The sequence below is a fragment of the Nonomuraea sp. KM88 genome, assembly GCF_052245635.1.
Classification (GTDB): Bacteria; Actinomycetota; Actinomycetes; order Streptosporangiales; family Streptosporangiaceae; genus Nonomuraea.
In genome coordinates, this window is record NZ_JBQQCC010000002.1 from 1 (window position 1) to 25180 (window position 25180).

Here is a 25180-nt window from a genome sequence, read left to right on the forward strand (position 1 = left end):
ACTGCACTCGGGAGGGTGTGGGAGAGTAGGTCACCGCCGGACAATCTTTGTGGAGGGGGTTCCGACGCCAAGCGCGTCGGGACCCCCTCTTTTTGTGTTGGGCCACCTCCGCGGCCAGGCCGCGTCGTGAGCGGTGGGGGCGGTCAGTAGGGTTGGGGTGTGGATTATCGTGCGGTAGAACGCGCGATCATGGAGCGTGGCGTCGAGTGGGATTTCGAGCCGACGCTCGACAGGATCGCGGCCCTTCTTGACGTGCTCGGCTCCCCGCAGCGGGCGTACCCCGTCATGCACATTGCCGGCACCAACGGCAAGACGAGCACGGCGCGGCTGGCAGAGGCGCTCCTCAGGGAGCGCAACCTCAGAGTGGGGCGGTTCACCAGCCCGCACCTGGTGTCGATGCGCGAGCGGATCACCGTTGACGGTGCGCCGCTGAGTGAGGAACGGTTCGCCGAGGTTTACGAGGAGATCATCCCGTATGTCGAACTGACCGACACGCAGGGGCGGCGCATCCAGTTCTTCGAGTTGCTGACGGCGATGGCGTTCGCGGCGTTCGCCGACACCCCGATCGATGTCGCGGTCGTCGAGGCCGGGATGGGCGGCTCCTGGGACGCCACCAACGTCGCGGACGGCACCGTGTCGGTGATCACGCCCATCTCGCTCGACCACACCGATCGGCTCGGGCCCGACATCCCCAGCATCGCCGCGGAGAAGGCGGGCATCATCAAGGCCGGCTCCACCGCCGTGCTCGCCCAGCAGGAGCTGCCGGCCGCCGAGGTGCTCATGAGACACGCGGCCGACGTCGGCGCCGTCGTGGCGCGGGAGGGGCTCGAGTTCGGGGTGCTCAACCGCGAGGTGGCGCTCGGAGGGCAACTGCTCACGCTGCGCGGGCTCAAGGGCGTCTACGACGAGGTCTACCTACCGCTTCACGGCGCCCATCAGGCCGGCAACGCCGTCTGCGCGCTGGCCGCCGTCGAGGCGCTGACCGGCGGCGACGACCCGCTCGACGTCGACCTCGTGCGCCAGGCGTTCTCCGAGGTCGCCTCGCCGGGGCGGATGGAGGTCGTGCGGCGCACGCCGGCGGTCGTGGTCGACGCCGCTCACAACCCCGCCGGTATGCAGGCGACGTTGGAGGGGCTGCACGAGGCGTTCGACTTCGCGAAGGTCGTCGGCGTGGTCGCGGTCATGCGCGACAAGGACGTCGACGCCTTGCTGGAGTTGCTTGAGCCCGTGCTCGACGAGATCATCGTCACGCGCAACTCCTCTCCTCGGTCGATGACGCCGCAGGAGCTGGGGGCCATGGCGGCGCCGGTCTTCGGGGAGGAGCGCGTGCACGTCGTCGACCGCCTCGATGACGCCATCGACCAGGGCATCGGCATCGCCGACGCCGAGGGAGAGTTCAGCGGCACGGGCGTGCTCATCACCGGGTCCGTGGTCACTGCGGGGGATGCGCGGCTGCTGCTGAAGGCGGATGGTTCGTGATGAACTTCGAGGTCACCCCAGGGATGCGGCGGCTCGGCGCCAGCGTGCTCGGCATGGAGGCGATCGTCGCCGGGCTGATCACACCCGTGGCGATCAGCGTCGTCGGGGTTGAGCCGTGGCTCGCGGTCACCGTCGGCATCGGCCTGGCCGTGTTGTGCGTGGTCGCCGCGGGCCTGCTCAAAAAGCCCTTCGGCTACGTTCTCGGGAGCGTCGTCCAGGTGCTGGCCATCTGCGCGGGCTTCCTCGTGCCGGCGATGTTCTTCCTCGGGGCGATCTTCGCCGCACTGTGGATCACAGCGATTATCGTCGCTCGCCGTGTCGAAGGCGCTACTACCCGCTAAAGTCGGCCTACATGGCCGTCCCCCCGATCCATCGGTCGCCGCACCCGGCTGGCCCCAGGCTTCCATGGCTGCTCGATGCCGTGCTCGGGCTCCTCGTCGTGGCCGCGCTGCCGCTGGCGATCGTCGCGATCCCCAACACGCTCTCCGTCGTCGCCAAGCTGCTGCCCGGCGACATCGACCAGATCGGGCTCGTGCGCACTCACGGGCTCGCCCTGCCCGCGCTGATGCTCACCGTGCCGCTCGCCTCTGTGGCGTTGCGCCGGGTGAAGGCCGCGCACCTCTTGCTCGCCGGGTTGACGCTGGTGGCGCTATCCGACGCCGCGGGCGGCTACGCCGGGTCTGAGCTGCTGGTCGGAGCGGTGCGCGTGGTGCGTGGCATCGGCGCGGGCCTGATCCTGCCCGCCACGCTCGCCGCCGTCTGGGATCGGGCTCGGGTGCTGCGCGCCCTGTGGGTGGGCACGTTCGGTCTGAGCCTGCTCGCGGCCCAGGCGCTGGCGCTCTGGCCGCTCGACGCGGTGAGCAGCTGGAAGGTGACGTTGCAGCCCTACCCGTTGGTGACGGGTGTGGCGCTCGCTCTGGCCGCCGTCCACCTCGTCGGATGGATGGTGCTCGGCCGGTCGTCCACGCAGGCGGCCGACGAAGAGGACCGCGGCAGGCTGCTGCTGGCCGTCGCGCCGGCGGCGGGCATCGCCATCATGGCGATCAGCACCGCGAACGAAGGCTGGCGGGCGGCGCCGGTCATCGCGCTGGCCGGCCTGGCCGTCGTCGGGTTGCTGGTGCTGGCCTCATTCGGGCCGCCGCCGAACCGTACGCTATCGTACTCGATGGTGGCGGTGGGCGTGGTGCTCCTGCCGAGCGCGGCACAGGTCACGCTCATGGAGATGGGCGGGCTCGGCGGGCCGGGGCTGCGCGGGTTGTGGGTTCCGTTCGGGTTGGCCGGGCTGCTCGCCGGCGCGGCGGCTGTGGCCGTGCGGCTGTTCGCCGGGATCGCCGCGCGGTGGCTGGTGCCTCTGGGGCTGCTGGCCATGGTCGCGGGCTTGTGCTCGGTCCGGCTGGTCGTGCCCGCCGCTGACGGGCTGGTGTTGGTGGTGCCGTTCACCCTGCTCGCCGCAGGGGCGGCGGTGGCGCTGACGGCGGCGTCGCAGGAGGTGGGATTCGGGGCGGCGGTCTACGGGCTGTCGTTGTGCTGCGCCGGGGTGCTGGCGGGTTTCCTGCTGGGCACCGGGGTGCAGATGACGATGCTCGACGGGGTGCGCTCCGCCCAGGAACTGGTCGACCGCTTCGTCGGGGCCCTCCATTGGTGGGCGTTGATCGGCGGCTTCCTGCTGGTCGTGGTGATCGCGCTCACCTCGGTGATGGCCCGGCGGCAGGTGAAGGAGGAGGCGCCGCCCCCGCACGAGAGGACGGACGCCCCCGCGGCGGAGCGACCCTGCGCCGGAGGGCCCGCCGATGGGGGTGCTCGAGCCGGCACGCCCCGCGAGTCGGCCTTCGACAGGGGCCGGCCGCGGTGGGGTGACGAACGGCGGCCCGAGCCGCCGGCGGTGCCGCCACAGGCGCATTCGCCCGAGGACACCGCCTCCGCGTAGCGAAACGAGGGTGCGGCACGGGACGGTAAGCTGAGGGCCCTGTCATGGCGACGCGTGGGCCCGTGCCCCGCGGAGCGTTCACCGGGCCAGGTCCGGTGCCTGTCGCCGCGTCCCACTCTGTTCGAAGGAGAACATCAAGTGTCCGAGCGCACTCTTGTCCTGATCAAGCCCGACGGGGTCAAGCGCGGCCTCATCGGTGACGTGATCGCCCGCGTGGAGCGCAAGGGCCTCAAGGTCGTGGCAATGGACCTGCGCACCCTCGACGCCGACACCGCGAAGGCTCACTACGCCGAGCACTCCGAGCGGCCGTTCTTCGGCGAGCTCGTCGAGTTCATCACCTCCGGGCCGCTCGTCGCCATGGTGCTCGAGGGTCCGCGCGCGGTCGAGGCCTTCCGCGCGCTGGCCGGCGCCACTGACCCGGTCAAGTCGGCCCCCGGCACGATCCGGGGCGACCACGCCCTCGAGATCGGGGAGAACGTCGTCCACGGCTCGGACTCGCCCGAGTCGGCCGCCAGGGAGATCAAGATCTTCTTCCCCGACCGTTTCTAGCCGTCTCCCCCTTTCCTGCCGTGCCCGCGTAGCTTTTGGCTGCGCGGGCACGTGGTCTTTTCGACGGTTTCTTGACGGGGGCGCGAGCAGAGTTTTGTCGGAGCGTTCCCATAGTCTTGCCTGCGGTTGGGTGTTGAGATGTCCCCGCGGCCGGTCGGATGTTGTGGTGCAATCCGGGCAAAATTGCGGTTGAGGTAGGGGCTGGAGATTTTTGAGGGGCGCGGGGGCTCATTGCGCCCATCGGTGGGTACGTCACGTTACGATTCGAATTCGATCCGTAGTCATTCGCATTGGACGTTACGGAGGGCTCCGTTCCCCATGGGCAGCAAGCTCGCGTTTCTCGGCCGCGACATGGCGGTCGACCTGGGCACCGCAAACACGTTGGTGTACGTGCGGGGCCGGGGCATCGTGCTAAACGAGCCGTCAGTCGTAGCGATCAACACCGCCACCGGCAAGATCGTGGCGGTCGGCATCGAGGCCAAGCGGATGATCGGCCGTACGCCTGGCAACATCGTCGCCGTTCGCCCGCTCAAGGATGGTGTGATCGCCGACTTCGACGTCACTGAGCGGATGTTGCGATATTTCATCCAAAGAGTGCATCGACGCCGCCACCTCGCCAAGCCGCGCATCATCATCGCCGTGCCCAGCGGCATCACCAGCGTCGAGCAACGTGCGGTGAAGGAGGCGGGATACCAGGCGGGCGCCAGGAAGGTCTACATCATCGAGGAGCCCATGGCGGCCGCCATCGGTGCCGGGCTGCCGGTGCACGAACCCACCGGAAACATGGTGGTCGACGTCGGCGGGGGCACGACCGAGGTGGCGATCATCTCGATGGGCGGCGTGGTCACCAGCCAGTCGATCCGGATCGGCGGCGACGAGCTCGACCAGGCGGTGATCTCGTTCGCCAAGAAGGAATACTCGCTGATGCTCGGCGAGCGCACGGCCGAGGAGATCAAGATGGCGATCGGCTCGGCCTGCCCCAACGGCGAGGAGTCGCACGCGGAGATCCGCGGCCGCGATCTGGTCAGCGGGCTGCCCAAGACCATCATCGTGTCGAGCGAGGAGATCAGGAAGGCCACCGAGGAGCCGGTCAACGCGATCGTCGACGCGGTCAAGACCACGCTCGACAAGTGCCCGCCCGAGCTGTCCGGAGACATCATGGACCGCGGCATCGCGCTCACCGGCGGTGGCGCCCTGCTCAAAGGGCTGGACGAGCGGGTCAAGGTCGAGACGGGCATGCCCGTCCACCTCGTCGACAACGCGCTCGACTCGGTTGCCATCGGCTCAGGCAAGTGTGCGGAGGAGTTCGAGGCGCTCCAGCAGGTCCTGGTTCCGGAGTCGCGACACTGATGAGAGACTCCAACCGTGCCCGGCTGATCCTGGGAGCGCTGCTGGCGGCGGCGCTGGTCATCCTGACCATCGACCATCGCACGGGCGACAACTCGCCGCTGCAGCCGCTGCGAGCGGCCGGCGCCTATGTGTTCGGCACGGTGGAGCAACTCGGCGGCGGCGTCGTACGCCCCATCGGCGGGTTCGTGCAGGCGCTGGTGGCCGCACCAGGCGCTCAGGAGCGCATCGACGCCCTCAAGGCGGAGAACGCCAAGCTGCGGGCGGGGATGCTGGTCGGCAAACTCGACTCCGACCGGGCCAAGGAGCTCAAGGATCTGCTCGGCCTTGCCGGTGCTGGCGGATACAAGGTGGTGCCGGCCAACGTCGTCGCCCGGCGGGGAGCGCCCGGGTTCGAGGACGCCGTGCAGATCGACGCCGGCACCAGCGACGGCGTGCGTACGGAGATGACCGTACTCAACGGTGAAGGGCTGGTCGGGAGGGTCATCCGCGCGTCGGCGCACAGCTCGACGGTGGTGCTGCTCAGCGATCCCGCCTCGGCCGTGGGGGCGCGGCTGGAAGGGGCCAAAGAGATCGGCGTCGTGCATGGGGTGGGCGAGCACGGGCGGCTCGTGCAGTTCCGGCTCCTCGACTCGACCGCACCGCTGACCAGGGGCGGGCGGATCGTGAGCTTCGGATCGCAGCACGGGAGGCCGTACGTGCCCGGCGTGCCCGTCGGGGTGATCGAGAGGGTGGAGTCGACGCCTGGAGAGCTGACGCGCATCGCCTACGCCAGGCCGTACGCGGATCTGACGGCTCTCGACGTGGTCGGTGTGGTGGTGGGGGCGCCCAAGCGTGACCCGCGCGACGCGGTGCTGCCCCCCAAGGAGAAGGCGCGGTGATCCGGGCGCCGGGAGGGATGACGGCTCTGAGGCAGGAAGGGGCGTCGTCGGCCAGGGCGTACGCCCGGTCCGGTGCGGTCGTCGATGGGGAGGGGTCGCGGTGATCGGGGGGTTGTCCGTGGTGATCGCGCTGCTGGCGCAGGTCATGCTGGTCAACCGGCTGCCGCTGCCCGGCGGGGGCGCGCCTGACCTGGTGCTGCTCGCCCTGATCGGGACGGCTCTGTCGCGTGGGGCCGCGTCGGGCGCGATGGTCGGGTTCTTCGCCGGGCTGCTGGTCGACGTCATACCGCCGACCGCGCACCTGCTCGGCCAGTACGCGTTCGTCCTCGCGCTCGTCGGCTACGTCGCAGGGCACGGCGCGGGCGGGCCGGTGACGACCGTCGTGCTGTGCGTGCTGATGGCGCCGCTGCTGGCGGCCGGCGTGGGCGGGCTGATCTCCGATTCCCGGGTGACGATGTCCACGCTGACCGAGCAGGTGCCCGTCACCGTCGTCTACACGTTGCTGGTCTCGCCGATCGTGATCTGGCTGACCACGCGTGCCGGGCGGGCGAGGTTCTCGACATGATGAGGATGCGGGCGCGGCTGCTGGTGCTGCACGTTCTCGTGTTGACGCTGCTCGTCGTGCTGGCCATGCGGTTGTGGCAGGTGCAGGTGGTGCGCGGGCAGGAGTTCGTGACGCGGGCGACGGAGACCCGGACACGCACCGTGATCGTGCCGGCCGTGCGCGGGCAGATCCTCGACTCGTCCGGCCGGCCGCTGGTGCGCAACAAGACCGCGCTGGTCGTGTCCGTGGACCGTACGCGGCTCTCGAGGATGCCCGACGGCGGCGTGAAGGTGCTGCGCAAGTTGTCCGCGGTGCTCGACAGGCCGGTGGCGCACCTGCAGCAGCGCATCACGCCGTGCGGGCCCGGGATCGCCAAGCCGTGCTGGACGGGCTCGCCGTACCAGCCGGTTCCGCTGGACGAGAAGGTCGACACCCGTGAGGCGCTGCAGATCCTCGAGCGGCAGGAGGAGTTTCCCGGGGTCACGGCGGAGATCCACTCAGTCAGGCAATACCCGGGAGGCAGGGCGGGCGCTCAGATGCTCGGTTACCTCCAGCCGGTCACCGAGGCGGAGCTGGAGAAGCGCGAAGGGCTCAAGGCCAGCTTCTCGGGAGTGGACCTCGTCGGGCGTGACGGGCTCGAATACGTCTACGACGAGGCGCTGCGCGGCAAGGCGGGGCTGCGCAGGGTGCAGGTCGACCGGATGGGCAAGGCGCTCGGCGTCGAGGAGCAGACCACTCCCATTCCGGGCGACCACCTGGTCACCAGCATCGACTCGCGCGTCCAGAACGTGGTGGAGAAGGCACTGGCGCGGGCCATGAAGTCGGCGCCGGCGGCCGACGGCGGGGCCGGGGTGGTGCTCGACGCCCGCACCGGGAGGGTCGTGGCGCTGGCCACCGCCCCCGGCTACGATCCGGCGATCTGGGCGGGCGGGATCTCGGCGCGCGGGTACCAGTGGCTGATGTCGGAGAAGTCCGGCAAGCCGCTCGTGTCGCGGGCGATCAACGGCCAGTTCGCGCCGGGTTCGACGTTCAAGGTCTCGTCGGTGACCTCCATGCTGCGGGCCGGCTACCCGCTCAACGGCAAATACAGCTGCCCCGGCTCCGTCATGGTGGGCGGACGGGCGTTCAACAACTTCCGCGGCATCCCTCTGGGCACGCTCGACCTGCACATGGCGCTGGTCAAATCATGCGACACGATCTTCTACCAGGCCGCGTTCGAGCAGTACATGAAAGACGGCGGCCGCAACCCGAAGAAGACGCCGAAGGAGGTGTTCGCCAACGTGGCGAGGTCCTTCGGCTTCGGCGAGCCGACGGGCATCGACCTGCCGGGCGAGTCGTCGGGGCGCATCCCCGACCGGGCGTGGAAGAAGGACCTGTGGAACCGCACCAGCGCGGTCAACTGCGAGCGGTCGCGTAAGGGCTATCCGGAGGTCAAGGACCGTGCGCGGGCGGAGTTCCTGAAGCGTCTCGCGCTGGAGAACTGCACCGAGGGGTTCCTGCTGCGTCCGGGTGACGCGGCCAACTTCTCCATCGGCCAGGGCGATGTGCTGGTGACGCCGCTCCAGCTGGCCAGGGCGTACATGGCGCTGGTGACCGACGGAAAGGTGCGCAGTCCGCGCATCGGTTGGGCGCAGGTGAGGCCCGACGGCAAGGTGGTCAAGACCATCGACGTGCCGGTGGTGGGCAAGCTGCCGCTCAGCGAGAAGGAGCGGCGCTACATCAAGAACGCGCTCAGCCAGGTGCCCTCCGACGGCACCGCCGCGGGCGCCTTCGCCGGATTCCCGATGAACAAGGTACGCATCGGCGGCAAAACCGGAACTGCCGAGGTCTGGGGCAAGAAGGACACCGCGTGGTTCGCCTCGTTCGCACCCACCCAGAACCCTCAGTACATCGTGGTCGTCATGATCTCTCAGGGCGGGATGGGCGGCTCGGCGGCGGCGCCGGCCGCGCGCGAGATCTACGAGGGCATCTACGGCATCAAGCGGCCCCCGGCGGTGCCCGGCGGGCGGTTGACGACGCGGCTGCCGACGTTCGCGCCTGACGGAACGGTGGCAAGGGGATGACGGGCCGCACGGCCGCCGTCCGGCGCCCCTCGCTGCTGCGGCGGGTGGCAGGCGAGAACTCGGCCGTGCGGCGCTTCGACGGGCTCATGCTGGTCGCGGTGGCCGGGCTGTGCGTGATCGGCACACTGCTGGTGTGGTCGTCCACCCGCACCTGGGCGCCGGGGGCGACGGGATTGGTCAAGAAGCACCTGCTCAACCAGGCGCTGGGCGTGGTGTTGTGCGGCATCGTGGCTTCCGTCGACCACCGGGCGATGCGGGCGTACGCGCCGCTGGTGTTCCTGATGTCCCTGGTGGGACTGGGCCTGGTGATCACCCCGCTGGGCGCGACGATCAACGGCTCGCACTCGTGGATCCTGCTCGGCGGCGGGTTCGCGGTGCAACCGTCGGAGTTCGCCAAGGTGGGCCTGCTGCTGATCACGGCGATGCTGCTGGCGCAGCCGGCGGAGGGGTCCGACCGGCCGCGTGGGTTCGACGTCGTGCTGGCGCTGCTCGCCGCGGCGCTCACGATCGGGTTGGTGATGCTCCAGCCCGACCTCGGCACGGCGATGGTGCTGGCGGTGATCGCGGCGTCCGGGCTGATCATCGCGGGGGTGCGAAAACGGTGGATCGCGGCGCTGACGATGGTGGCGGGCGCCGGCGTGTTCGCGGTGTTCTACTTCCAGTTGCTGGAGCCGTACCAGGTGGCGCGGTTCACCGCGTTCGTCGATCCCAGCGTGGATCCGCGGGGCGTGGGCTACAACAGCACGCAGTCGCTGATCGCGATCGGCTCGGGACAGCTGCTGGGCAAGGGCCTGCTGGGCGGCGGGCAGACGACCGGGCGGTTCGTGCCCGAGCAGCACACCGACTTCATCTTCACGGTGGCGGGGGAGGAGTTCGGCTTCCTCGGGTCCGTCACCGTGGTGCTGCTGCTCGGTGTGGTGCTGCTGCGCGGGCTGAAGATCGCCAGGCAGTGCGAGGACCGATTCGGGACGCTGGTCGCGGGGACGATCGTGTGCTGGTTCGCGTTCCAGATGTTCATCAACGTGGGGATGACGATCGGAATCATGCCGATCACCGGGTTGCCGCTGCCGTTCGTCTCGTACGGCGGCACGGCCACGTTCGCCAATCTCATCGCGGTCGGGTTGTTGCAGGCCATCAGGGTGCGCGGTCATTCGTTCACCTGAAGGCCCCTGGAGGGCGGAGCATCGGCCCGGGACCTGTCACCGTCTGAACGCCGCTACCCTTGACGGTATGCCTGTCGAGTCGATTTTCCACCGCCTGGAAGCGTTGCTGCCGAAGGTGCAGAAGCCGATCCAGTATGTCGGGGGCGAGCTCAACTCGACCGTCAAGGACTGGGACTCCGCCGAGGTGCGGTGGGCGCTGATGTATCCCGACGCCTACGAGGTGGGCCTGCCCAACCAGGGCGTGGCGATCCTCTACGAGATCCTCAACGAGCTGCCGGGCACGCTGGCCGAGCGCACCTACGCGGTCTGGCCCGACCTCGAGGCGCTCATGCGCGCCGAGGGCATCCCGCAGTTCACCGTCGACGCGCACCGGCCGGTGCGCGCCTTCGACGTGCTCGGGGTGTCGTTCTCGACCGAGCTCGGCTACACCAACATGCTGACTGCGCTCGACCTGGCCGGCATCCCGCTGACGGCGGCCGACAGGGGCGACGACGACCCGATCGTGCTCGCGGGGGGCCACGCTGCCTTCAACCCGGAGCCGATCGCCGACTTCCTCGACGCGGCCGTGCTCGGCGACGGGGAGCAGATCTCCATCGCCATCTCCGAGGTCGTCCGCGAGTGGAAGGCGGAGGGCCGCCCCGGCGGCCGTGACGAGTTGCTGATGCGGCTCGCCGAGTCGGGTGGCGTCTACGTGCCCAAGTTCTATGACGTCGACTACCACCCTGACGGCCGCATCAAGCGGGTCGCGCCCAACAAGGCCGACGTGCCGTGGCGGGTGCACAAGCACACCGTGATGGACCTCGACGAGTGGCCCTACCCGAAGAAGCCGCTGGTTCCGCTGGCGGAGACGGTGCACGAGCGGTTCAGCGTGGAGATCTTCCGCGGCTGCACGCGCGGTTGCCGGTTCTGCCAGGCGGGCATGATCACCCGGCCGGTGCGCGAGCGTTCGATCACCACGATCGGCGCCATGGTCGAGAACGGCGTCAAGGAGTCCGGCTTCAACGAGGTCGGCCTGCTGTCGTTGTCGTCGGCCGACCACTCCGAGATCGCCGACGTCGCCAAAGGCCTGGCCGACCGCTACGAAGGCACCAACACCTCGCTGTCGCTGCCCTCGACCAGGGTCGACGCGTTCAACATCGATCTGGCCAACGAGTTCTCCAGGAACGGCAGGCGCTCGGGCCTGACGTTCGCGCCCGAGGGCGGCTCCGAGCGCATGCGCAAGGTGATCAACAAGATGGTCACCGAGGAAGATCTGATCCGCACGGTCACCACGGCCTACTCACAGGGGTGGCGGCAGGTCAAGCTCTACTTCATGTGCGGGCTGCCCACCGAGCAGGACGAAGACGTGCTCGGCATCGCCGACCTGGCCAAGAAGGTCATCAAGGCGGGCCGCGACATCACCGGCAGCCGGGACATCCGCTGCACGGTCTCCATCGGCGGTTTCGTGCCCAAGCCGCACACGCCGTTCCAGTGGGCCGCCCAGGCCGACCACGAGACCGTCGATCGGCGGCTCAAGGCGCTGCGCGACTCGCTCAGGGGCGACAAGCAGTACGGCAAGGCCATCGGTTTCCGCTACCACGACGGCAAACCCTCGATCGTCGAGGGCCTGCTCTCGCGCGGCGACCGCCGCGTTGGCGCCGTGATCCGCGCGGTCTGGGAGAGCGGCGGCAGGTTCGACGGCTGGAGCGAGCACTTCTCCTACGAGCGCTGGATGGCGGCGGCCGAGCAGGCCGGCGTCGACGTCGCCTGGTACACCACGCGCGAGCGAGAAGAGAACGAAATCCTCCCGTGGGACCATCTCGACGCCGGGCTCGACCGCGAATGGCTCTGGCAGGACTGGCAGGAGGCCGTTACCGGCGGTGAGGTCGAAGACTGCCGCTGGACCCCGTGCTACGACTGCGGAGTCTGTCCCACCATGGGGACGGAAATTCAGATCGGCCCTACCGGGCGAAAACTCCTTCCTCTGACGGTGGTCTAGCGCGCTCAGTGGGCGAGCCGTGTCACGGCGTACACGTACACACGCCGGCGCGGCTTATCCTGAGTGGAAGGAACTCTTACAAGGGAAGGACGACAAGCTCTGAAACCTGTTCCCGAAGGGCCTCCGCCCGCGCCCACGGTGCAGCGCCTGCGTGTGCGTTACGCCAAGCGCGGTCGCCTGCGCTTCACCAGCCACCGCGACATCTCGCGGGCCGTCGAAAGAGCGGTCCGCCGTGCCGGCATTCCGGTGGCCTACAGCGCGGGCTTCTCGCCTCACCCGAAGATCTCCTACGCGGGCGCGGCGCCGACCGGCGTCGCCAGCGAAGCCGAATACCTCGAGATCGGTGTTACCACGCCGTGCGTTCCGGAGCAGGTCAAGTCCGGCCTCGACGGGTCGTTGCCGCCCGGGCTCGACGTGCTCGACGTTGTGGAGGCGGGGCCTGGTGGTCTGGCCGACCGCTTGGAGGTCTCCGACTGGGAGGTGCGGCTGCCCGGTGCCGACCGCGAGCTCGCCGAGGTGGCGGTGGAGAAGTTTCTCGCGGCAAGCACGGTGGACGTCGAGCGCCTCACCAAGAAGGGCCCCCGCCGCTTCGACGCGCGGGAGGCCGTCCTGAGGCTCGTGGTGTCCGAGGGAACAGACAGAACCGCAGCTCAGGTGCATGGACAACCGTGTGTCATACTGCGCATGGTTGTTCGGCACATGACGCCTGCCGTTCGACCCGACGATGTGCTCACAGGGCTGCGCCTTGTGGCCGACTTCGCGCCGCCGGTTCCCCCCGAGGTGACCAGGCTGGCGCAGGGGCCGCTCGACGCCAGCACCGGTGCGCTTGCCGACCCGCTCGACCTGGACCGCGACACGACGCGCGGCGGCGAGGCGGGACCGGCGGGTGAGCACGTCGCCGGTTAAGGAAGTGCCCTGCGCGAGCCGGGCACGACCGTTGACAGGACTTGGCGCCGGCGCCTCCTCATCGGGGGAGCCGGCGGACAACGAGACACGAGGGCTCCTGCGCGGCGCGGCGACGCGCCCGGGAGCTGACGGGAGAGCGCCCGCATGCTCGACAACGAGCCCAACGCCGGGGCCAATGGCCCTGACGGGGAGACAATTGAACAGCCCGAGGTGACCAGGCGTCGCCGTTCCGCCAGCCGGCCCGCGGGTCCGCCGCCGGAGCCCGACGAGCCTGCCTCAGTCCCGGTCACCGTCGCAGCCGCGCAGGCGGCGCCGTCGGTGGCTGAGGTGCAGCCGGTGCAGATCAACGCCGTGCAGCGTGCCGCCGGTGAGCCCGCACCCGAGATCGTCGCGGAGACCGCCGCCACGAGGGCCGCGCCCGCGAGCGCCGATCGTCCCGGCACGGCCGGCGGCGCTGACACGGCCGGCGCTCCGAGCAACGGCGACACGGCCGACGGGGTTCGAAGCGCCGGCGACACTGGCGAGGCCGCAGGCGCCGGCGGCACGGTCGTTGAGGCCGCGGCCGGTGGCACGGTTGCCGGAGCTCCCGACGCGAACGGTGGAGGGATGAGCGCCGCCGGTGCCGCTGACGCCGGCACGGTCGAGGGTGCGCCGGCGGCCGAGAAGCCCAAGAGGGCCACGCGGACACGGTCCACGGCCACGACGACGCGCCGGCGTACCACGAAGAAGGCCGCGGAGGCGGAGGCCGAAGAGGCGGGAGCGCTCCCCGAGAGCGCGGCGCCCGCCGAGGAGGCCCCGGCGAAGCGGCGCAGGACCCGCAAGAAGGTTGAGCCCGAGTCCGGCGCGGTCGCCGAAGAGCCGGACGGCGTGACGCCCGCCGGTGGCGCGGTCGCTGTGGGCGCGCCCACAGGCGGTGCCGAGGCCGCAGCCCCGTTCGGCACGGAGGAGGGTGCCGGCGGCCGTGACACCGAGGACCTGGCCGCTGACGTCGCCGCCGTGGCGGCCGGCGAGGCCGAGGTCTCGCAGGCCGGCGCGCGGACGGCGGTCCCGGCGGACGCACGGGCCGGTGCGGGGACGGTGTCCGAGGCCGAGGGCCCGTCGGCCACGGCATTCGAGGCCGAGCGTTCCGGGGGGGACGTCGAGGTGCCGCCCTCCGGCGCGGACGTGGCGCCTTTCGCGGCCGCCGGCGCGCAGGACGGCACGGGGGACGACGAGGACATCATCGAGATCCTGCCCGAGGACGAGCCGCTCGACGACGAGCCCGCGGGGGAGGACCTCGACGAGGACGTCGACCGTCCGAGCCTGCTCGCCGACCCGTTCGGGCTGACCGCGCGCAGGCAGGACGAGCCGGGCGCCGCCTTCCAGCGGCCTGCGGCCATCTTCGCGCCGTTGTTCCAGGCGCCCGATCCCAGCAAGGCCAAGCCGGCCGTCACCAGGCGAGCCGAGCCTCCGCAGCCGGTCGCCGAGCCGGAGGAGGCGGAGGAGCCGGTCGACGAGACCGCGAACGAGGACGAGCCCGACACCGACACCTCCGACGAGCAGGAAGAGGAGGGCGGCGGCCGTCGCCGTCGCCGCCGTCGCGGCGGCAGGGGCCGTGGCAAGTCACGCGAGCGCGACGAGTCCGAGGACTCCGACGAGCAGGAAGAGGACTCCGACGAGGGGCAGAGCGAGGAGTCTCAGGAAGAGGAGACCTCCAGCTCGCGCCGCCGCCGCCGGCGCCGGCGCCGTGGCACGGATGAGGGCGTGGAGCCGGCCGGCGACGACCCCCCGAACACGGTGGTGCGCATCCGCGCGCCGCGCTCGGGACGTTCGGCCGGGCTCGACACCGCCACTGACGGCGTGCAGAGCGTGCGCGGCTCGACCAGGCTCGAGGCGAAGAAGCAGCGCCGCCGCGAGGGGCGCGAGCTCGGGCGCAGGCGCCCGCCGATCATCACGGAGTCGGAGTTCCTGGCCCGCCGCGAGTCCGTCGACCGCATGATGGTGGTGCGCAGGCAGGGCGACCGCACCCAGATCGCGGTGCTGGAGGACGGCGTGCTCGTCGAGCACTACGTCAACCGCGAGGCCAGCCAGTCCTACGTCGGCAACGTCTACCTCGGCAAGGTCCAGAACGTGCTGCCCTCGATGGAGGCGGCGTTCGTGGACATCGGCAAGGGCAGGAACGCCGTCCTGTACGCCGGTGAGGTGAACTTCGACACGGCCGGTCTCGAAGGCCAGCCGAAGCGCATCGAGTCGGCGCTGAAGTCGGGCCAGTCGGTGCTCGTCCAGGTCACGAAGGACCCGATCGGGCACAAGGGTGCGCGGCTCACGTCGCAGATCAGCCTGCCAGGCCGCTATCTGGTCTACGTCCCAGACGGGTCGATGACCGGCATCAGCCGCAAGCTGCCCGACAAGGAGCGCGCACGGCTCAAGAGCATCCTGAAGAAGGTCATGCCGGAGAACGCCGGCGTGATCGTGCGCACCGCCGCCGAGGGCGCCTCGGAGGAGGAGCTGGCCCGCGACGTGGCCCGCCTGTCCGCGCAGTGGGAGAACATCCAGAAGAAGGCGAAGTCGGCCAGCCCGCCCGAGCTGCTGTCCGCCGAGCCCGACCTGACGATCAGGGTCGTGCGTGACGTGTTCAACGAGGACTTCACCTCGCTGGTCGTGCAGGGCGACGACGCCTGGGACACCGTCGACGAGTACGTGAAGTACGTCGCGCCGCATCTGGGCGAGCGCCTGTCGAAGTGGGACGCCGGTCAGGGTGACGTGTTCGAGTCGTACCGGATCGACGAGCAGCTCGCCAAGGCGCTGGAGCGCAAGGTGTGGCTGCCGAGCGGCGGCTCCCTGGTGATCGACCGCACCGAGGCGATGACGGTCGTCGACGTCAACACCGGCAAGTTCACCGGCCAGGGCGGCAACCTCGAGGAGACCGTCACGCGCAACAACCTGGAGGCGGCCGAGGAGATCGTCCGCCAGCTCAGGCTCCGCGACATCGGCGGCATCATCGTCATCGACTTCATCGACATGGTGCTCGAGTCCAACCGCGACCTGGTGCTGCGGCGCATGCTGGAGTGCCTGGCCCGCGACAGGACCAAGCACCAGGTGGCCGAGGTGACCTCGCTGGGGTTGGTCCAGATGACCCGTAAGCGGGTCGGTCAGGGCCTGCTGGAGGCGTTCTCGACGGTCTGCGACTGTTGCAACGGGCGCGGCCTGATCATCTCCACGGAGCCGGTCGAGGCCAAGCCGGAACCGCGCGGCACGCAGGGCAAGATGGCCGTGGAGAAGGCGGTCGCCGACAAGGTTTCCGCGGCGAAGGTCTCCGGCAACCGTGATACTGTGACCGGTGCGCTTGAAGAAGTCCCCGCTGAGGACGACCAAGCCAGCCAGACTTCCGGCAGGGGGCGGAGACGCTCCCGCCGAGCCAAGTCAGCCGAGTAGCTTCGGCAGACTTCCGACGTTCCGTCCGGTTCGCCTAGGGCGCCGTTAATCCGGTACCCTGGTGAACCGGTGCGTCAGGTGACGTGCCCTGTTGGCGCGCTTACTCGGTTCGTCGGTTTTGACAGGCCGAATGACAGGCGCAGCATTCGGAGTCAGCGGCCATTCCCGCGCGGGGTGGCCGGGGTTCGCAGTGCAACAGTGAGTCAGTAGAAGGGTTCCGCGGTGTACGCGATCGTTCGTTGCGGCGGCAGGCAGCAGAAGGTCTCCGTCGGTGACGTCCTCGAGGTGGACAAGGTCGCCGGCGAGGTCGGCTCTTCGGTTTCGCTGCCGACGGTGCTCGTCGTCAACGACGGCGATGTGACCACGGAGGCGGGCAAGTTCACGGTCAACGCCGAGATCCTCGGCGAGACCAAGGGCCCCAAGATCCGCATTCTCAAGTACAAGAACAAGACCGGTTACAAGAAGCGCCAGGGTCACCGCCAGCGGTACACCCAGGTGAAGATCACCGGCATCGACCAGGCCTGATCGGGAGTTTGAGAGATGGCACACAAGAAGGGCGCGTCGTCCACCCGGAACGGCCGTGACTCCAACGCTCAGCGCCTGGGCGTCAAGCGCTTCGGCGGCCAGCTGGTCAACGCGGGCGAGATCATCGTCCGCCAGCGTGGCACCCACTTCCACCCCGGCGACAACGTGGGGCGTGGCGGCGACGACACGCTGTTCGCGCTGGCCGCCGGTCACGTGCAGTTCGGTGTCAAGCGCGGGCGCCGGGCCGTCAGCATCGTTCCCGTCACGGAGTAGTTTCCTCCCGGGTTTCGCAGCCAAGGGGTGGATCGATCGAGTGTCGATCCACCCCTTGGCGTTTTGCGGGGATGTTCTGCGGCCCCGCGCTTGTTGAAGAGGCGACCGCCCGGCGTGAGGACTGCCGCCGGGCTCGTTGACGCAGTGGAGATGCCCCTGCCGGGGTGATGGAGAGGGTGCTTGATGCCGGACTTCGTGGACCAGGTGGTCCTGCACATCAAGGCCGGTGACGGGGGGAACGGGTGCGCCTCCATCCACCGGGAGAAGTTCAAGCCGCTCGGCGGCCCCGACGGGGGCAACGGCGGGCGGGGTGGCGACGTCGTCCTCGAGGTCGATCCCAACACCGCGACCCTGCTCGACTACCACTACCGCCCGCACCGCAAGGCCGGCAACGGCAAGCAGGGGCAGGGGTCCAACCGTGACGGCGCCAACGGCGACGAGGTGGTCCTGCCCGTGCCCAACGGCACGGTGGTGAGGGACAGCGCCACGGGCGAGGTGCTGGTCGACCTCGTGGGGGTCGGCACGCGCTACGTGATCGCCCAGGGCGGGCACGGCGGGCTGGGCAACGCGGCGCTGGCCACCACCCGGCGCAAGGCGCCCGGGTTCGCGCTGCTCGGCGAGCCGGGCGACGAGCTCGACGTCATGCTGGAGCTCAAGAGCGTCGCCGACGTGGCGCTGGTCGGGTTCCCCAGCGCCGGGAAGTCGTCGCTGATCGCCGCGCTGAGCGCGGCCAAGCCCAAGATCGCCGACTACCCGTTCACCACGCTCGTCCCCAACCTGGGCGTGGTGACGGCCGGCGACACCGTGTTCACCGTCGCCGACGTGCCGGGGCTGATTCCCGGGGCGTCGCAGGGCAAGGGCCTCGGGCACGAGTTCCTGCGCCACGTCGAGCGGTGCGACATGCTCGTGCACGTCATCGACTGCGCCACCATGGAGCCGGGGCGCGATCCGATCACCGACTACGAAGTGATCGAAGCGGAGTTGCGGGCGTACGGCAAGCTCGATGGCCGGCCGCGGCTGGTCGTCCTCAACAAGGCCGACGTGCCCGACGCCAGGGAACTGGCCGAGATGGTCGCGCCGGAGTTCGAGGCGCGAGGGCTGCGGGTCTTCACGATCTCGGCCGCCACGCACGACGGGCTGCGCGAGCTCACGTACGCCATGGGCGAGTGGGTGGCCGCCGCCAGGGCCGCCAAGCCGGTCGAGGAGCCCACGCGGCTGGTGATCCGGCCCAGGCAACTCGGGGACGCCGGCTTCCGGGTGCGACGGGTCAACGACAACCTGTTCCAGGTCACCGGCGAGAAGCCGGAGCGGTGGATCAGGCAGACCGACTTCAGCAACGACGAGGCCGTGGGTTATCTCGCCGACCGGCTCGAACGGCTCGGGGTGGAGGAGGAACTGGCGAAGGCCGGCGCCCGTGCGGGGGTCGAGGTGGTCATCGGGCCCATGGAGGGCGGCTACGTCTTCGACTGGCAGCCCACGCTCCACGCCGAGTCGGTACGGCAGGGTCCGAGGGGCTCCGACGGCCGCCTCGGGTAGGCCCTCTTCTGGTGTGCCCGATCCGTCCCTGCCGGGCGGGTGCCCGCGCAGGGCGGTGGCGGCGGGCGGCTGGTGCCTTCGGGACGCTCGTGGGCGGGGAGCCTGGTCCGTGCCAGGTGTCAGGGGTCCCGTGGTGGATCAGTGTGGCGGGTTGCGGTTGTTCCCGTCCCGCTGGGGCTTGTGTCTGGCTCCGAGGGCTTGTCCGCCGGGGGCACGGCGTGATGGCGTCCGGCGTGCGACGGTCACGACGAGGGGCGGCTCGAGGCCGCCCCTGCCCGGTCAAGGGCGGAGGGTGGCTTCGGCGCCGCCGTCGGCGTAGAGGATCTGGCCGGTCATGAACGCGTTGTCCGGGCTGACCGTCCAGGCGAGCAGGGACACGATCGCGGAGACGGGCCCGGGGAATCCGAGGGGCTGGGGCATCGTGGAGGAGACGAGCGCGCGGGTGGCCGGATCGTCCAGGAACATCGTCCTCGCCGACTCCGTGTCCACCACACCCGGTGCGACCGCATTGAGCGGAATGCCGGCCTCTGCCCAGGAAGGGCTGACGGCGGCCCGGCGGAGCCAGCGGTTGAGCGCCAGCTTGGTGGACGGGTAGACGATGCGGCCCCGGCCGGCCTCGACGGCGGTCGTGACGGCGGCCACGGTGGCCTCCTCGTCCATGGACAGGCACGCGTCGACGATGGAGTCGTCGGCGGCCACGATCGCGCTCAGCGAGGAGACGGCGACCGCCCTGGGCCGGTCCGATGCGGCCAGAAGGGGCCGGAGGCGCTCCAGGGTCGCGATCGTGCCGAAGAAGTTGAGCCGCGCGGTGAGCGGCGACGGGGCGGCGCTGCCGGCCACGGCGATCAGGCCGTCGACCCGGCCGTCCGAGGCCGCCGCCACCCCTGAGGCGAGCTGTTCGCGGCCCTCCGGGGTGGTCAGGTCGGCGGTCACCTCGGCGTCGCGCACGTCGCAGCGGATCACCCGGTCGCCGCCCTTCTCCAGGTGATCTGCGGTGGCGGCGCCGATGCCCGACGCGGCCCCGGTGACGACGCAAGTACGGATTCCCATGGACAAATTACTACATCGAATGAAGAGATACAGTCAATGTAGTAATGTGGCGTCATGGCGGACGGGCTGAGGGAGCGGAAGAAGCGGCGTACGCGCGAGGCGCTGATAGCGGCGGCGGTGGAGCTGTTCCGGCGGCAGGGCTACGAGGCGACGACCGTCGCCCAGATCGCGGCCGCGGCCGACGTGTCGACCAGGACGTTCTTCCTGCACTTCCCCACGAAGGAGGACGTCGTCCTGCCCGACGCCGGCACGCGGGTCGAGCTGGCCGTACGGACCATCGAGGGGCGGAGGCCGGACGAGCCGCTGCCCGACGTGCTCGCCACGGCGGTCGAGCGCATGATCAGCGAGGTCGCCGGCTCTGACCTGGCCACCGGGATGGCCGACGTCCGGGTGGAGCTGACGCTGACCGTCCCCGACCTGCAGGCCCGGATGATGCGGCGGCTGCTGGACGCGCAGCGGCGCATCGTCGACGCGTTGTGCCGTAGCTATCCGGAGGAAGACGACGAAGTGGTCGTCGGCGCGATGGTGGGGGCGATGATGGGTGCGGTGAGCTCGGCGGCCGCGTACGCGCTGCGCCGGGGTGACACGCCGGAGGAGGTCACCGCCGCCATGCGCGCGGCGGCCGGGCGCGTCGCACGTTCCAGCAGCCGATAAGCTGCCAGACGTGCGGGAACAGCTCAGCTCGGCGTCCAAGGTCGTGGTCAAGGTCGGCTCCTCCTCGCTCACCACCCCCCAGGGCATGATCGACGTCGACCGGGTCGACGCGCTGGTGGATGTGCTGGCGGCGCGGCGCCTGGCCGGAACGCAGATCGTCCTGGTCTCCTCGGGAGCGATCGCGGCGGGCCTCGGCCCGCTGGGGCTGACCGCGCGACCACGTGACCTGGCCACCCAGCAGGCGGCCGCGTCCGTCGGGCAGGGTGTGCTCGTCGCCCGCTACACCTCCTCCTTCGCCCGCTACTCCCTGCGCGTCGGCCAGGTGCTGCTCACCGCCGACGACATGATGCGCCGCGCCCACCACGCCAACGCCCAGCGCACTCTCAACCGGCTGCTCGAGCTGGGCATCGTGCCCATCGTCAACGAGAACGACACGGTGGCCACCGACGAGATCCGCTTCGGCGACAACGACCGGCTGGCGGCGCTGGTGGCGCACCTGATCCACGCCGACGCCCTGGTGCTGCTGTCGGACGTCGACGCGCTCTACGACGGCCCGCCGAGCCGCAGCGGCTCGCGCCGGCTGACGGAGATCCGCGGCGCCGGCGACCTGATCGGGGTCGAGCTCGGCAGGAACGGCGCGGCCGTGGGCACCGGCGGCATGGTGACCAAGGTGCAGGCGGCCAGGATCGCCACCGGGGCCGGAGTGCCCGTGGTGCTCACCGCGGCCGCTCACGCGGCCCAGGCGCTGAGCGGAGCGGACGTCGGCACCTACTTCCACCCCGGCGGCCGCCATCCCGGCACGCGCCTGCTGTGGCTCGCGCACGCCACCACCGGGCGCGGCCGGCTCCACCTCGACCAGGGCGCGGTCGACGCCATCGTGGGCCGGCGCAAGTCGCTGCTGCCGGCAGGGGTGACGTCGGTGGAGGGCGAGTTCGCCGCCGGCGACCCCGTCGACCTGTGCGAGCCGAAAGGTCTCGTGGTGGCACGCGGCCTGGTCAACTTCGACGCTGCCGAGATCCCCGGCCTGCTCGGGCGCTCCACGTGGGAGCTGGCGAGCACGCTGGGTCCGGAATACGAGCGCGAGCTGATCCACCGTGACGACATCGTCATACTGGAAGCGCACAGTTGAGAGCCGGATGCCCGACCGACGGGCCCCGGTGACGAAGGACGGACGGGGCGCCGGGCGCCCCGGGCAGCGGAGCGGAGCGGAGCCATGAGCACAGAGTTCCTGAAGGTCGCCCATGCGGCGCGAGAGGCCGCCGCCGAGCTGGCCCCGCAGCCTCGGGCGCCGAAGGACCGGGCGCTGCGCGCCGTCGCCGACGCGCTGGTCGCGCACGCGGCGCCGATCCTCGAGGCCAACGCCAAGGACGTCGAGCAGGCCAGGTCCCAGGGCACGGCCGAGGCGATGATCGACCGGCTGCGGCTCGACGAGGCCAGGATCGCGGCCATCGCCGAGGCCGTGCGCCAGGTCGCCGACCTGCCCGACCCGGTCGGCGAGGTCGTGCGCGGCGCCACGCTGCCCAACGGCCTCGAGTTGCGCCAGCTCAGGGTGCCGCTGGGGGTGATCGGCATCATCTACGAAGGCCGGCCCAACGTCACCGTCGACGCCGCCGCCCTCTGCCTCAAGAGCGGCAACGCGGTGCTGCTCAGGGGCTCGTCCAGCGCCCACTCCTCCAACGCCGCCCTGGTGCGGGTCATGCAGGACGCCCTGGCCGGCACCGAGGTCCCGGCCGGGGCCGTGCAGCTCGTCCCCGGGCTGACCCGCGACTCGGTCAAGGAGCTCATGCGCGCCCGCGGCCTGGTCGACGTGCTGATCCCGCGCGGCGGAGCGTCGCTGATCAACTCGGTGGTCGAGGAGTCCACCGTCCCGGTGATCGAGACCGGCGTCGGCAACTGCTCCGTCTACGTCGACGCCGACGCCGACGTCGACCTGGCCGTGCAGATTTTGGTCAACGCCAAGGCGCAGCGGCCCTCGGTGTGCAACGCGGCGGAGACGTTCCTGGTGCACGCCGACGTGGCCGACGCGTTCGTGCCCCGGGCGCTGCGGGCCCTGGCCGAGGCGGGCGTGACCGTCCACGGTGATGCGAGGATCGCCGCGTACGGCGAGGTCGTGCCGGCCACGGATGACGACTTCCGCGCCGAATACCTCTCGCTCGACATCGCCGCCGCCGTCGTCGGCTCGCTGGAGGAGGCGGTGGCCCACATCAGGCGCTACGGCTCCGGCCACACCGACGCCATCGTCACCAGGTCGCAGGGGGCCGCCCGCAGGTTCGTCGCGCTCGTCGACTCGGCGGCCGTGGCGGTCAACGCCTCGACGAGGTTCACCGACGGAGGCGAGTTCGGCTTCGGGGCGGAGATCGGCATCTCCACACAGAAGCTGCACGCGCGCGGCCCGATGGGGTTGCCCGAGCTGACGTCCACCAAGTGGATCTACACCGGTGAGGGGCATTTGCGCACGTCGGAGGGTACGGTGGTGGCCGGTTAACCGGCGTGTCGGCATGGCCGGCGCCTGACCACGCGGCTTGACTGGGGACATGGAAATTGTCGTCGCCCTCGCCCTCATGGCCGCGGTGTTGTTCGGCGCCGACCGGCTGCTGCTCCGGCTGGAGAGCCGTGGCCGGGTCAACTGGCGCAGGAACAATCGCAGGCGGCTGTCCGAGGCGCCCACAGCCGAGCTCGACAGCATGTTGTCCGGCGGGCCGGCCACTCACGCGCGCCATTAACCTTCGGCGTGCCTCACGCGGTGACTCGCGTCACGGCGCTAGGGTTGTGTCCCTTATGGGCGCGCCGGGCGGGGAGGGACGGTGAGCAAGCTCGGCAAGGTGGGGCCGTACACCCTGGTCGAGCGGCTCGGCCGCGGCGGCATGGGAGAGGTCTATCTCGCCTCGACCCGTCGTGGCGAGCACGTCGCACTGAAGGTCCTGCACGACCTTGCCGAGGACGAGACCTCGCGCATCAGGCTGGAGCGCGAGGTCCGCGCGCTGCGCAGGGTCGAGAGCCCCTACGTTGCCAAGGTCCTCGACGCGGACCTGGGCTGCGCGCGCCCCTACCTGGTCATGGAGCACATCGAGGGCGCCACGCTGCTCGACCGTGTACGCCAGAACGGCCCGCTCGACGACGCCGACCTGGTCGACCTCGCCCAGGGCATCGCGGCGGCGCTGGCGATCATCCACGCGGCCGGAGTCGTCCACCGCGATCTCAAGCCTGGCAACATCATCATGGGCGCCGGCGGGCCGGTCCTGATCGACTTCGGCATCGCCCAGGTGCTCGACGCGACCCGGCTCACCATGACGGGCACGTTCCTCGGCACGCCCGGCTACACCGCGCCGGAGATCTTCGCCGACGAGCACGTCGACTCGCCCGCCGACGTGCACGCGTGGGCGGCCACGGTGGCGTTCGCGGCGACCGGGCGGCCGACGTTCGGGCGGGGCACGGCCGAGGCGCAGATGTACGCGGTGCTGAACGGGCAGGCCGACCTCAAGGGCGTGCCCGTGCAGCTGCTGCCCCTGCTGCGGGCGGCGCTCAACAGGGAGCCGGGCAAGCGGCCCACGGCGGCGTTGCTGGCCGATCGGCTGTCGCGGCTGGCCAGGGCGGCGAGCGGGGCCGATCCAGAGCCTGCGGCGAGCGGTGGGCGGGCCGTCGAGGCGGCCGAGGAGGCCGGCAAGGGCACGACCGTACGCAGCCGCACGACGGAGGACTCGGCGCGCGGACGGGCCGGTGGCACGGGTGCGGACGGCAAGGTGCCCGCGCCGCGGGGCCGTACGAGCGCCGACGGCAAGGGCGCGGCGGCGCGCAGCCGTGGCAACGCGGACGGCGCGGCGGTCCGGAGCCGGGCGGCCGGGGACGGTCCCGCGGCGCGCAACCGCGCGAACCCGGACGGTTCCGCCGCGCGCGGCCGGACAGGCGCTGACGGTGCCTCTGTTCGTGGCCGCGCGGGCACGGACGGGGCCGCGGCGCGGAGCCGGGCGAGTACGGACGGTTCCGCGCGGAGCAGGACCGGCGAGGACGGGGCTGCACGGAACAGAGCGAGTACGGATGGATCCGCGCGGAGCCGGGCGGGTGCCGATGGGGCCGCGCGGAACAGGACGAGTACGGACGGGCCCGCACGGAACCGGGCGGGCACGGATGGAGCCGCCGCACGGAACCGCACGGACGGGGTTGCTGCGGCGCGGAGCCGTCTCCAGGCCGAAGGGAAGGTGCCCGCGCCGCGGAGCCGAGCGAGCGTCGACGGCAAGGTCACGGGGCCGCGCGCCAAGGTGACCGCGCCACGTCAGCGGACGACGGCGGCCGTACGCGCGAGGGCCGCGACCAAACCGCAGGACAAGCGGAAGACGGGCCTGCGTTCCGAATCGTCCACCACGCTGCCCGCGGGCAACGGCGCCCTGCTGCTGCTCGCCGCGCTGGCGGTGCCGTGCGTGGTGACCTCGGTGATCTGGCCGATCGCCTCCATCGCCATCACGACGGTGCTCGTGGTGCTGACCAGGACCCTCTGGATGAGCCACTGGCTGGTCAGGAACCGCAGCTCACGGGCCACGCGCGTGGCCCTGCGCGTGCTGCTCTTCCCGCTCGCGCTCGCGGCGGCGGCGACGACGGCCGCCGTGTGGCCCGGCGTGCCCGTCGCGGTGGCGTCGGGCGGGGCGCTCTGGGCGACCGGCGGGGGTCAGATCGACGCTGACTGGTGGCAGCAGCCGGCGCCGGTGACCGTGGCCGGCGTGGTGTTCGGCATGTTGTGCGGTGGATTCGCCGGGCGCGAGATCGAGCGCATCGGCCAGCGCCTGCCCGATCTGCGCAGGGAAGGGCTGCGCGCACTGGCCGTGCTGGGCGGGTTCGTCGCCCTGTGCGCGGCCGCCGTGCGCGCCATCGCCCTGCTGCTCTGATCCGCCGTCGCCGT

The 25180-nt window shown here is 70.9% G+C and carries 21 protein-coding genes; 20 read left to right on the forward strand and 1 reads right to left on the reverse strand.

Annotation, left to right across the window (positions count from 1 at the left end; all coding sequences use genetic code 11):
- Positions 1–189: 189 nt before the first annotated feature.
- The 15 genes from ACTWPV_RS05710 (at position 190) to obgE (ending at position 18585) form a co-directional block, all read left to right on the forward strand.
- Entirely contained in the window at positions 190–1479 is a 1290-nt protein-coding gene (locus ACTWPV_RS05710; RefSeq protein WP_443151445.1) for a bifunctional folylpolyglutamate synthase/dihydrofolate synthase, read from the forward strand.
- Positions 1479–1820 carry a DUF4233 domain-containing protein gene (locus ACTWPV_RS05715; protein WP_443151446.1) on the forward strand — a complete coding sequence of 114 codons (342 nt, stop codon included), beginning with the start codon at positions 1479–1481 and terminating at the stop codon, positions 1818–1820. The genes ACTWPV_RS05710 and ACTWPV_RS05715 overlap by 1 nt, the downstream gene beginning before the upstream one ends.
- Before the next feature lie 11 nt (positions 1821–1831).
- Positions 1832–3406 (forward strand): hypothetical protein, encoded by a 1575-nt coding sequence (locus ACTWPV_RS05720; protein WP_443150901.1) that lies wholly within the window; start codon positions 1832–1834, stop codon positions 3404–3406.
- Positions 3407–3544: 138 nt separating this feature from the next.
- Complete coding sequence (gene ndk / locus ACTWPV_RS05725; protein WP_020546379.1) at positions 3545–3955, forward strand: nucleoside-diphosphate kinase; 411 nt, start codon at positions 3545–3547, stop codon at positions 3953–3955.
- A gap of 318 nt (positions 3956–4273) precedes the next feature.
- Entirely contained in the window at positions 4274–5305 is a 1032-nt protein-coding gene (locus tag ACTWPV_RS05730) for a rod shape-determining protein (RefSeq protein WP_347650236.1), read from the forward strand.
- Positions 5305–6183, forward strand: coding sequence for a rod shape-determining protein MreC (mreC, locus tag ACTWPV_RS05735; protein WP_347650237.1), 879 nt, complete (start codon positions 5305–5307; stop codon positions 6181–6183). Before ACTWPV_RS05730 ends, mreC begins: the two co-directional genes overlap by 1 nt.
- Positions 6184–6283: 100 nt before the next feature.
- Positions 6284–6748, forward strand: a complete 465-nt coding sequence (gene mreD / locus ACTWPV_RS05740; RefSeq protein WP_443150902.1) for a rod shape-determining protein MreD — start codon at positions 6284–6286, stop codon at positions 6746–6748.
- Complete coding sequence (gene mrdA / locus ACTWPV_RS05745; protein WP_443150903.1) at positions 6745–8790, forward strand: penicillin-binding protein 2; 2046 nt, start codon at positions 6745–6747, stop codon at positions 8788–8790. The genes mreD and mrdA overlap by 4 nt, the downstream gene beginning before the upstream one ends.
- On the forward strand, positions 8787–9953 hold the full coding sequence (gene rodA, locus ACTWPV_RS05750) for a rod shape-determining protein RodA (protein ID WP_347650240.1): 1167 nt from the start codon (positions 8787–8789) through the stop codon (positions 9951–9953). The genes mrdA and rodA overlap by 4 nt, the downstream gene beginning before the upstream one ends.
- A gap of 67 nt (positions 9954–10020) precedes the next feature.
- Positions 10021–11931: a TIGR03960 family B12-binding radical SAM protein gene (locus ACTWPV_RS05755; RefSeq protein WP_347650241.1), complete on the forward strand. Its 1911-nt coding sequence runs from the start codon at positions 10021–10023 to the stop codon at positions 11929–11931.
- Positions 11932–12084: 153 nt separating this feature from the next.
- A complete protein-coding gene (locus tag ACTWPV_RS05760; RefSeq protein WP_347650242.1) occupies positions 12085–12837 on the forward strand; it encodes a TIGR03936 family radical SAM-associated protein in 753 nt (250 codons plus the stop codon).
- A 318-nt stretch (positions 12838–13155) separates the two neighbouring features.
- On the forward strand, positions 13156–16251 hold the full coding sequence (locus tag ACTWPV_RS05765) for an Rne/Rng family ribonuclease (protein ID WP_443150904.1): 3096 nt from the start codon (positions 13156–13158) through the stop codon (positions 16249–16251).
- A 222-nt stretch (positions 16252–16473) separates the two neighbouring features.
- On the forward strand, positions 16474–16776 hold the full coding sequence (gene rplU / locus ACTWPV_RS05770) for a 50S ribosomal protein L21 (RefSeq protein ID WP_132638318.1): 303 nt from the start codon (positions 16474–16476) through the stop codon (positions 16774–16776).
- A 15-nt stretch (positions 16777–16791) separates the two neighbouring features.
- Positions 16792–17049 carry a 50S ribosomal protein L27 gene (rpmA, locus tag ACTWPV_RS05775; RefSeq protein ID WP_132516546.1) on the forward strand — a complete coding sequence of 86 codons (258 nt, stop codon included), beginning with the start codon at positions 16792–16794 and terminating at the stop codon, positions 17047–17049.
- A 183-nt stretch (positions 17050–17232) separates the two neighbouring features.
- Positions 17233–18585 carry a GTPase ObgE gene (gene obgE, locus ACTWPV_RS05780; RefSeq protein ID WP_443150905.1) on the forward strand — a complete coding sequence of 451 codons (1353 nt, stop codon included), beginning with the start codon at positions 17233–17235 and terminating at the stop codon, positions 18583–18585.
- Positions 18586–18864: 279 nt separating this feature from the next.
- On the opposite strand, the gene ACTWPV_RS05785 is transcribed toward obgE, so the two are convergent.
- Complete coding sequence (locus ACTWPV_RS05785) at positions 18865–19635, reverse strand: SDR family oxidoreductase (RefSeq protein WP_443150906.1); 771 nt, start codon at positions 19633–19635, stop codon at positions 18865–18867.
- Positions 19636–19689: 54 nt separating this feature from the next.
- On the opposite strand from ACTWPV_RS05785, the gene ACTWPV_RS05790 reads away from it, so the two are divergent.
- From ACTWPV_RS05790 to ACTWPV_RS05810, 5 genes are all read left to right on the forward strand, one after another.
- Positions 19690–20289, forward strand: coding sequence for a TetR family transcriptional regulator (locus ACTWPV_RS05790; protein ID WP_443150907.1), 600 nt, complete (start codon positions 19690–19692; stop codon positions 20287–20289).
- 10 nt (positions 20290–20299) lie between these two features.
- Positions 20300–21418 carry a glutamate 5-kinase gene (gene proB, locus ACTWPV_RS05795; RefSeq protein ID WP_443150908.1) on the forward strand — a complete coding sequence of 373 codons (1119 nt, stop codon included), beginning with the start codon at positions 20300–20302 and terminating at the stop codon, positions 21416–21418.
- An 84-nt stretch (positions 21419–21502) separates the two neighbouring features.
- On the forward strand, positions 21503–22774 hold the full coding sequence (locus tag ACTWPV_RS05800; protein ID WP_443150909.1) for a glutamate-5-semialdehyde dehydrogenase: 1272 nt from the start codon (positions 21503–21505) through the stop codon (positions 22772–22774).
- Positions 22775–22823: 49 nt separating this feature from the next.
- Positions 22824–23012, forward strand: coding sequence for a hypothetical protein (locus ACTWPV_RS05805; protein WP_347650248.1), 189 nt, complete (start codon positions 22824–22826; stop codon positions 23010–23012).
- 81 nt (positions 23013–23093) lie between these two features.
- Positions 23094–25166 carry a serine/threonine protein kinase gene (locus ACTWPV_RS05810; RefSeq protein WP_443150910.1) on the forward strand — a complete coding sequence of 691 codons (2073 nt, stop codon included), beginning with the start codon at positions 23094–23096 and terminating at the stop codon, positions 25164–25166.
- The last annotated feature ends 14 nt before the right edge of the window (positions 25167–25180 follow it).

Excerpts from the sequence above, each read along its gene's own strand:
- ACTWPV_RS05720 (WP_443150901.1), top strand. The coding sequence starts at position 1,832 with ATGGCCGTCCCCCCGATCCATCGGTCGCCGCACCCGGCTGGCCCCAGG.
- ACTWPV_RS05710 (WP_443151445.1), top strand. The coding sequence starts at position 190 with ATGGAGCGTGGCGTCGAGTGGGATTTCGAGCCGACGCTCGACAGGATC.
- rpmA (WP_132516546.1), top strand. The coding sequence starts at position 16,792 with ATGGCACACAAGAAGGGCGCGTCGTCCACCCGGAACGGCCGTGACTCC.
- ACTWPV_RS05785 (WP_443150906.1), bottom strand. The coding sequence starts at position 19,635 with ATGGGAATCCGTACTTGCGTCGTCACCGGGGCCGCGTCGGGCATCGGC.
- ACTWPV_RS05715 (WP_443151446.1), top strand. The coding sequence starts at position 1,479 with ATGAACTTCGAGGTCACCCCAGGGATGCGGCGGCTCGGCGCCAGCGTG.
- mrdA (WP_443150903.1), top strand. The coding sequence starts at position 6,745 with ATGATGAGGATGCGGGCGCGGCTGCTGGTGCTGCACGTTCTCGTGTTG.
- rodA (WP_347650240.1), top strand. The coding sequence starts at position 8,787 with ATGACGGGCCGCACGGCCGCCGTCCGGCGCCCCTCGCTGCTGCGGCGG.
- obgE (WP_443150905.1), top strand. The coding sequence starts at position 17,233 with ATGCCGGACTTCGTGGACCAGGTGGTCCTGCACATCAAGGCCGGTGAC.
- ACTWPV_RS05730 (WP_347650236.1), top strand. The coding sequence starts at position 4,274 with ATGGGCAGCAAGCTCGCGTTTCTCGGCCGCGACATGGCGGTCGACCTG.
- ACTWPV_RS05790 (WP_443150907.1), top strand. The coding sequence starts at position 19,690 with ATGGCGGACGGGCTGAGGGAGCGGAAGAAGCGGCGTACGCGCGAGGCG.
- mreC (WP_347650237.1), top strand. The coding sequence starts at position 5,305 with ATGAGAGACTCCAACCGTGCCCGGCTGATCCTGGGAGCGCTGCTGGCG.
- ACTWPV_RS05800 (WP_443150909.1), top strand. The coding sequence starts at position 21,503 with ATGAGCACAGAGTTCCTGAAGGTCGCCCATGCGGCGCGAGAGGCCGCC.
- ACTWPV_RS05805 (WP_347650248.1), top strand. The coding sequence starts at position 22,824 with ATGGAAATTGTCGTCGCCCTCGCCCTCATGGCCGCGGTGTTGTTCGGC.
- ACTWPV_RS05755 (WP_347650241.1), top strand. The coding sequence starts at position 10,021 with ATGCCTGTCGAGTCGATTTTCCACCGCCTGGAAGCGTTGCTGCCGAAG.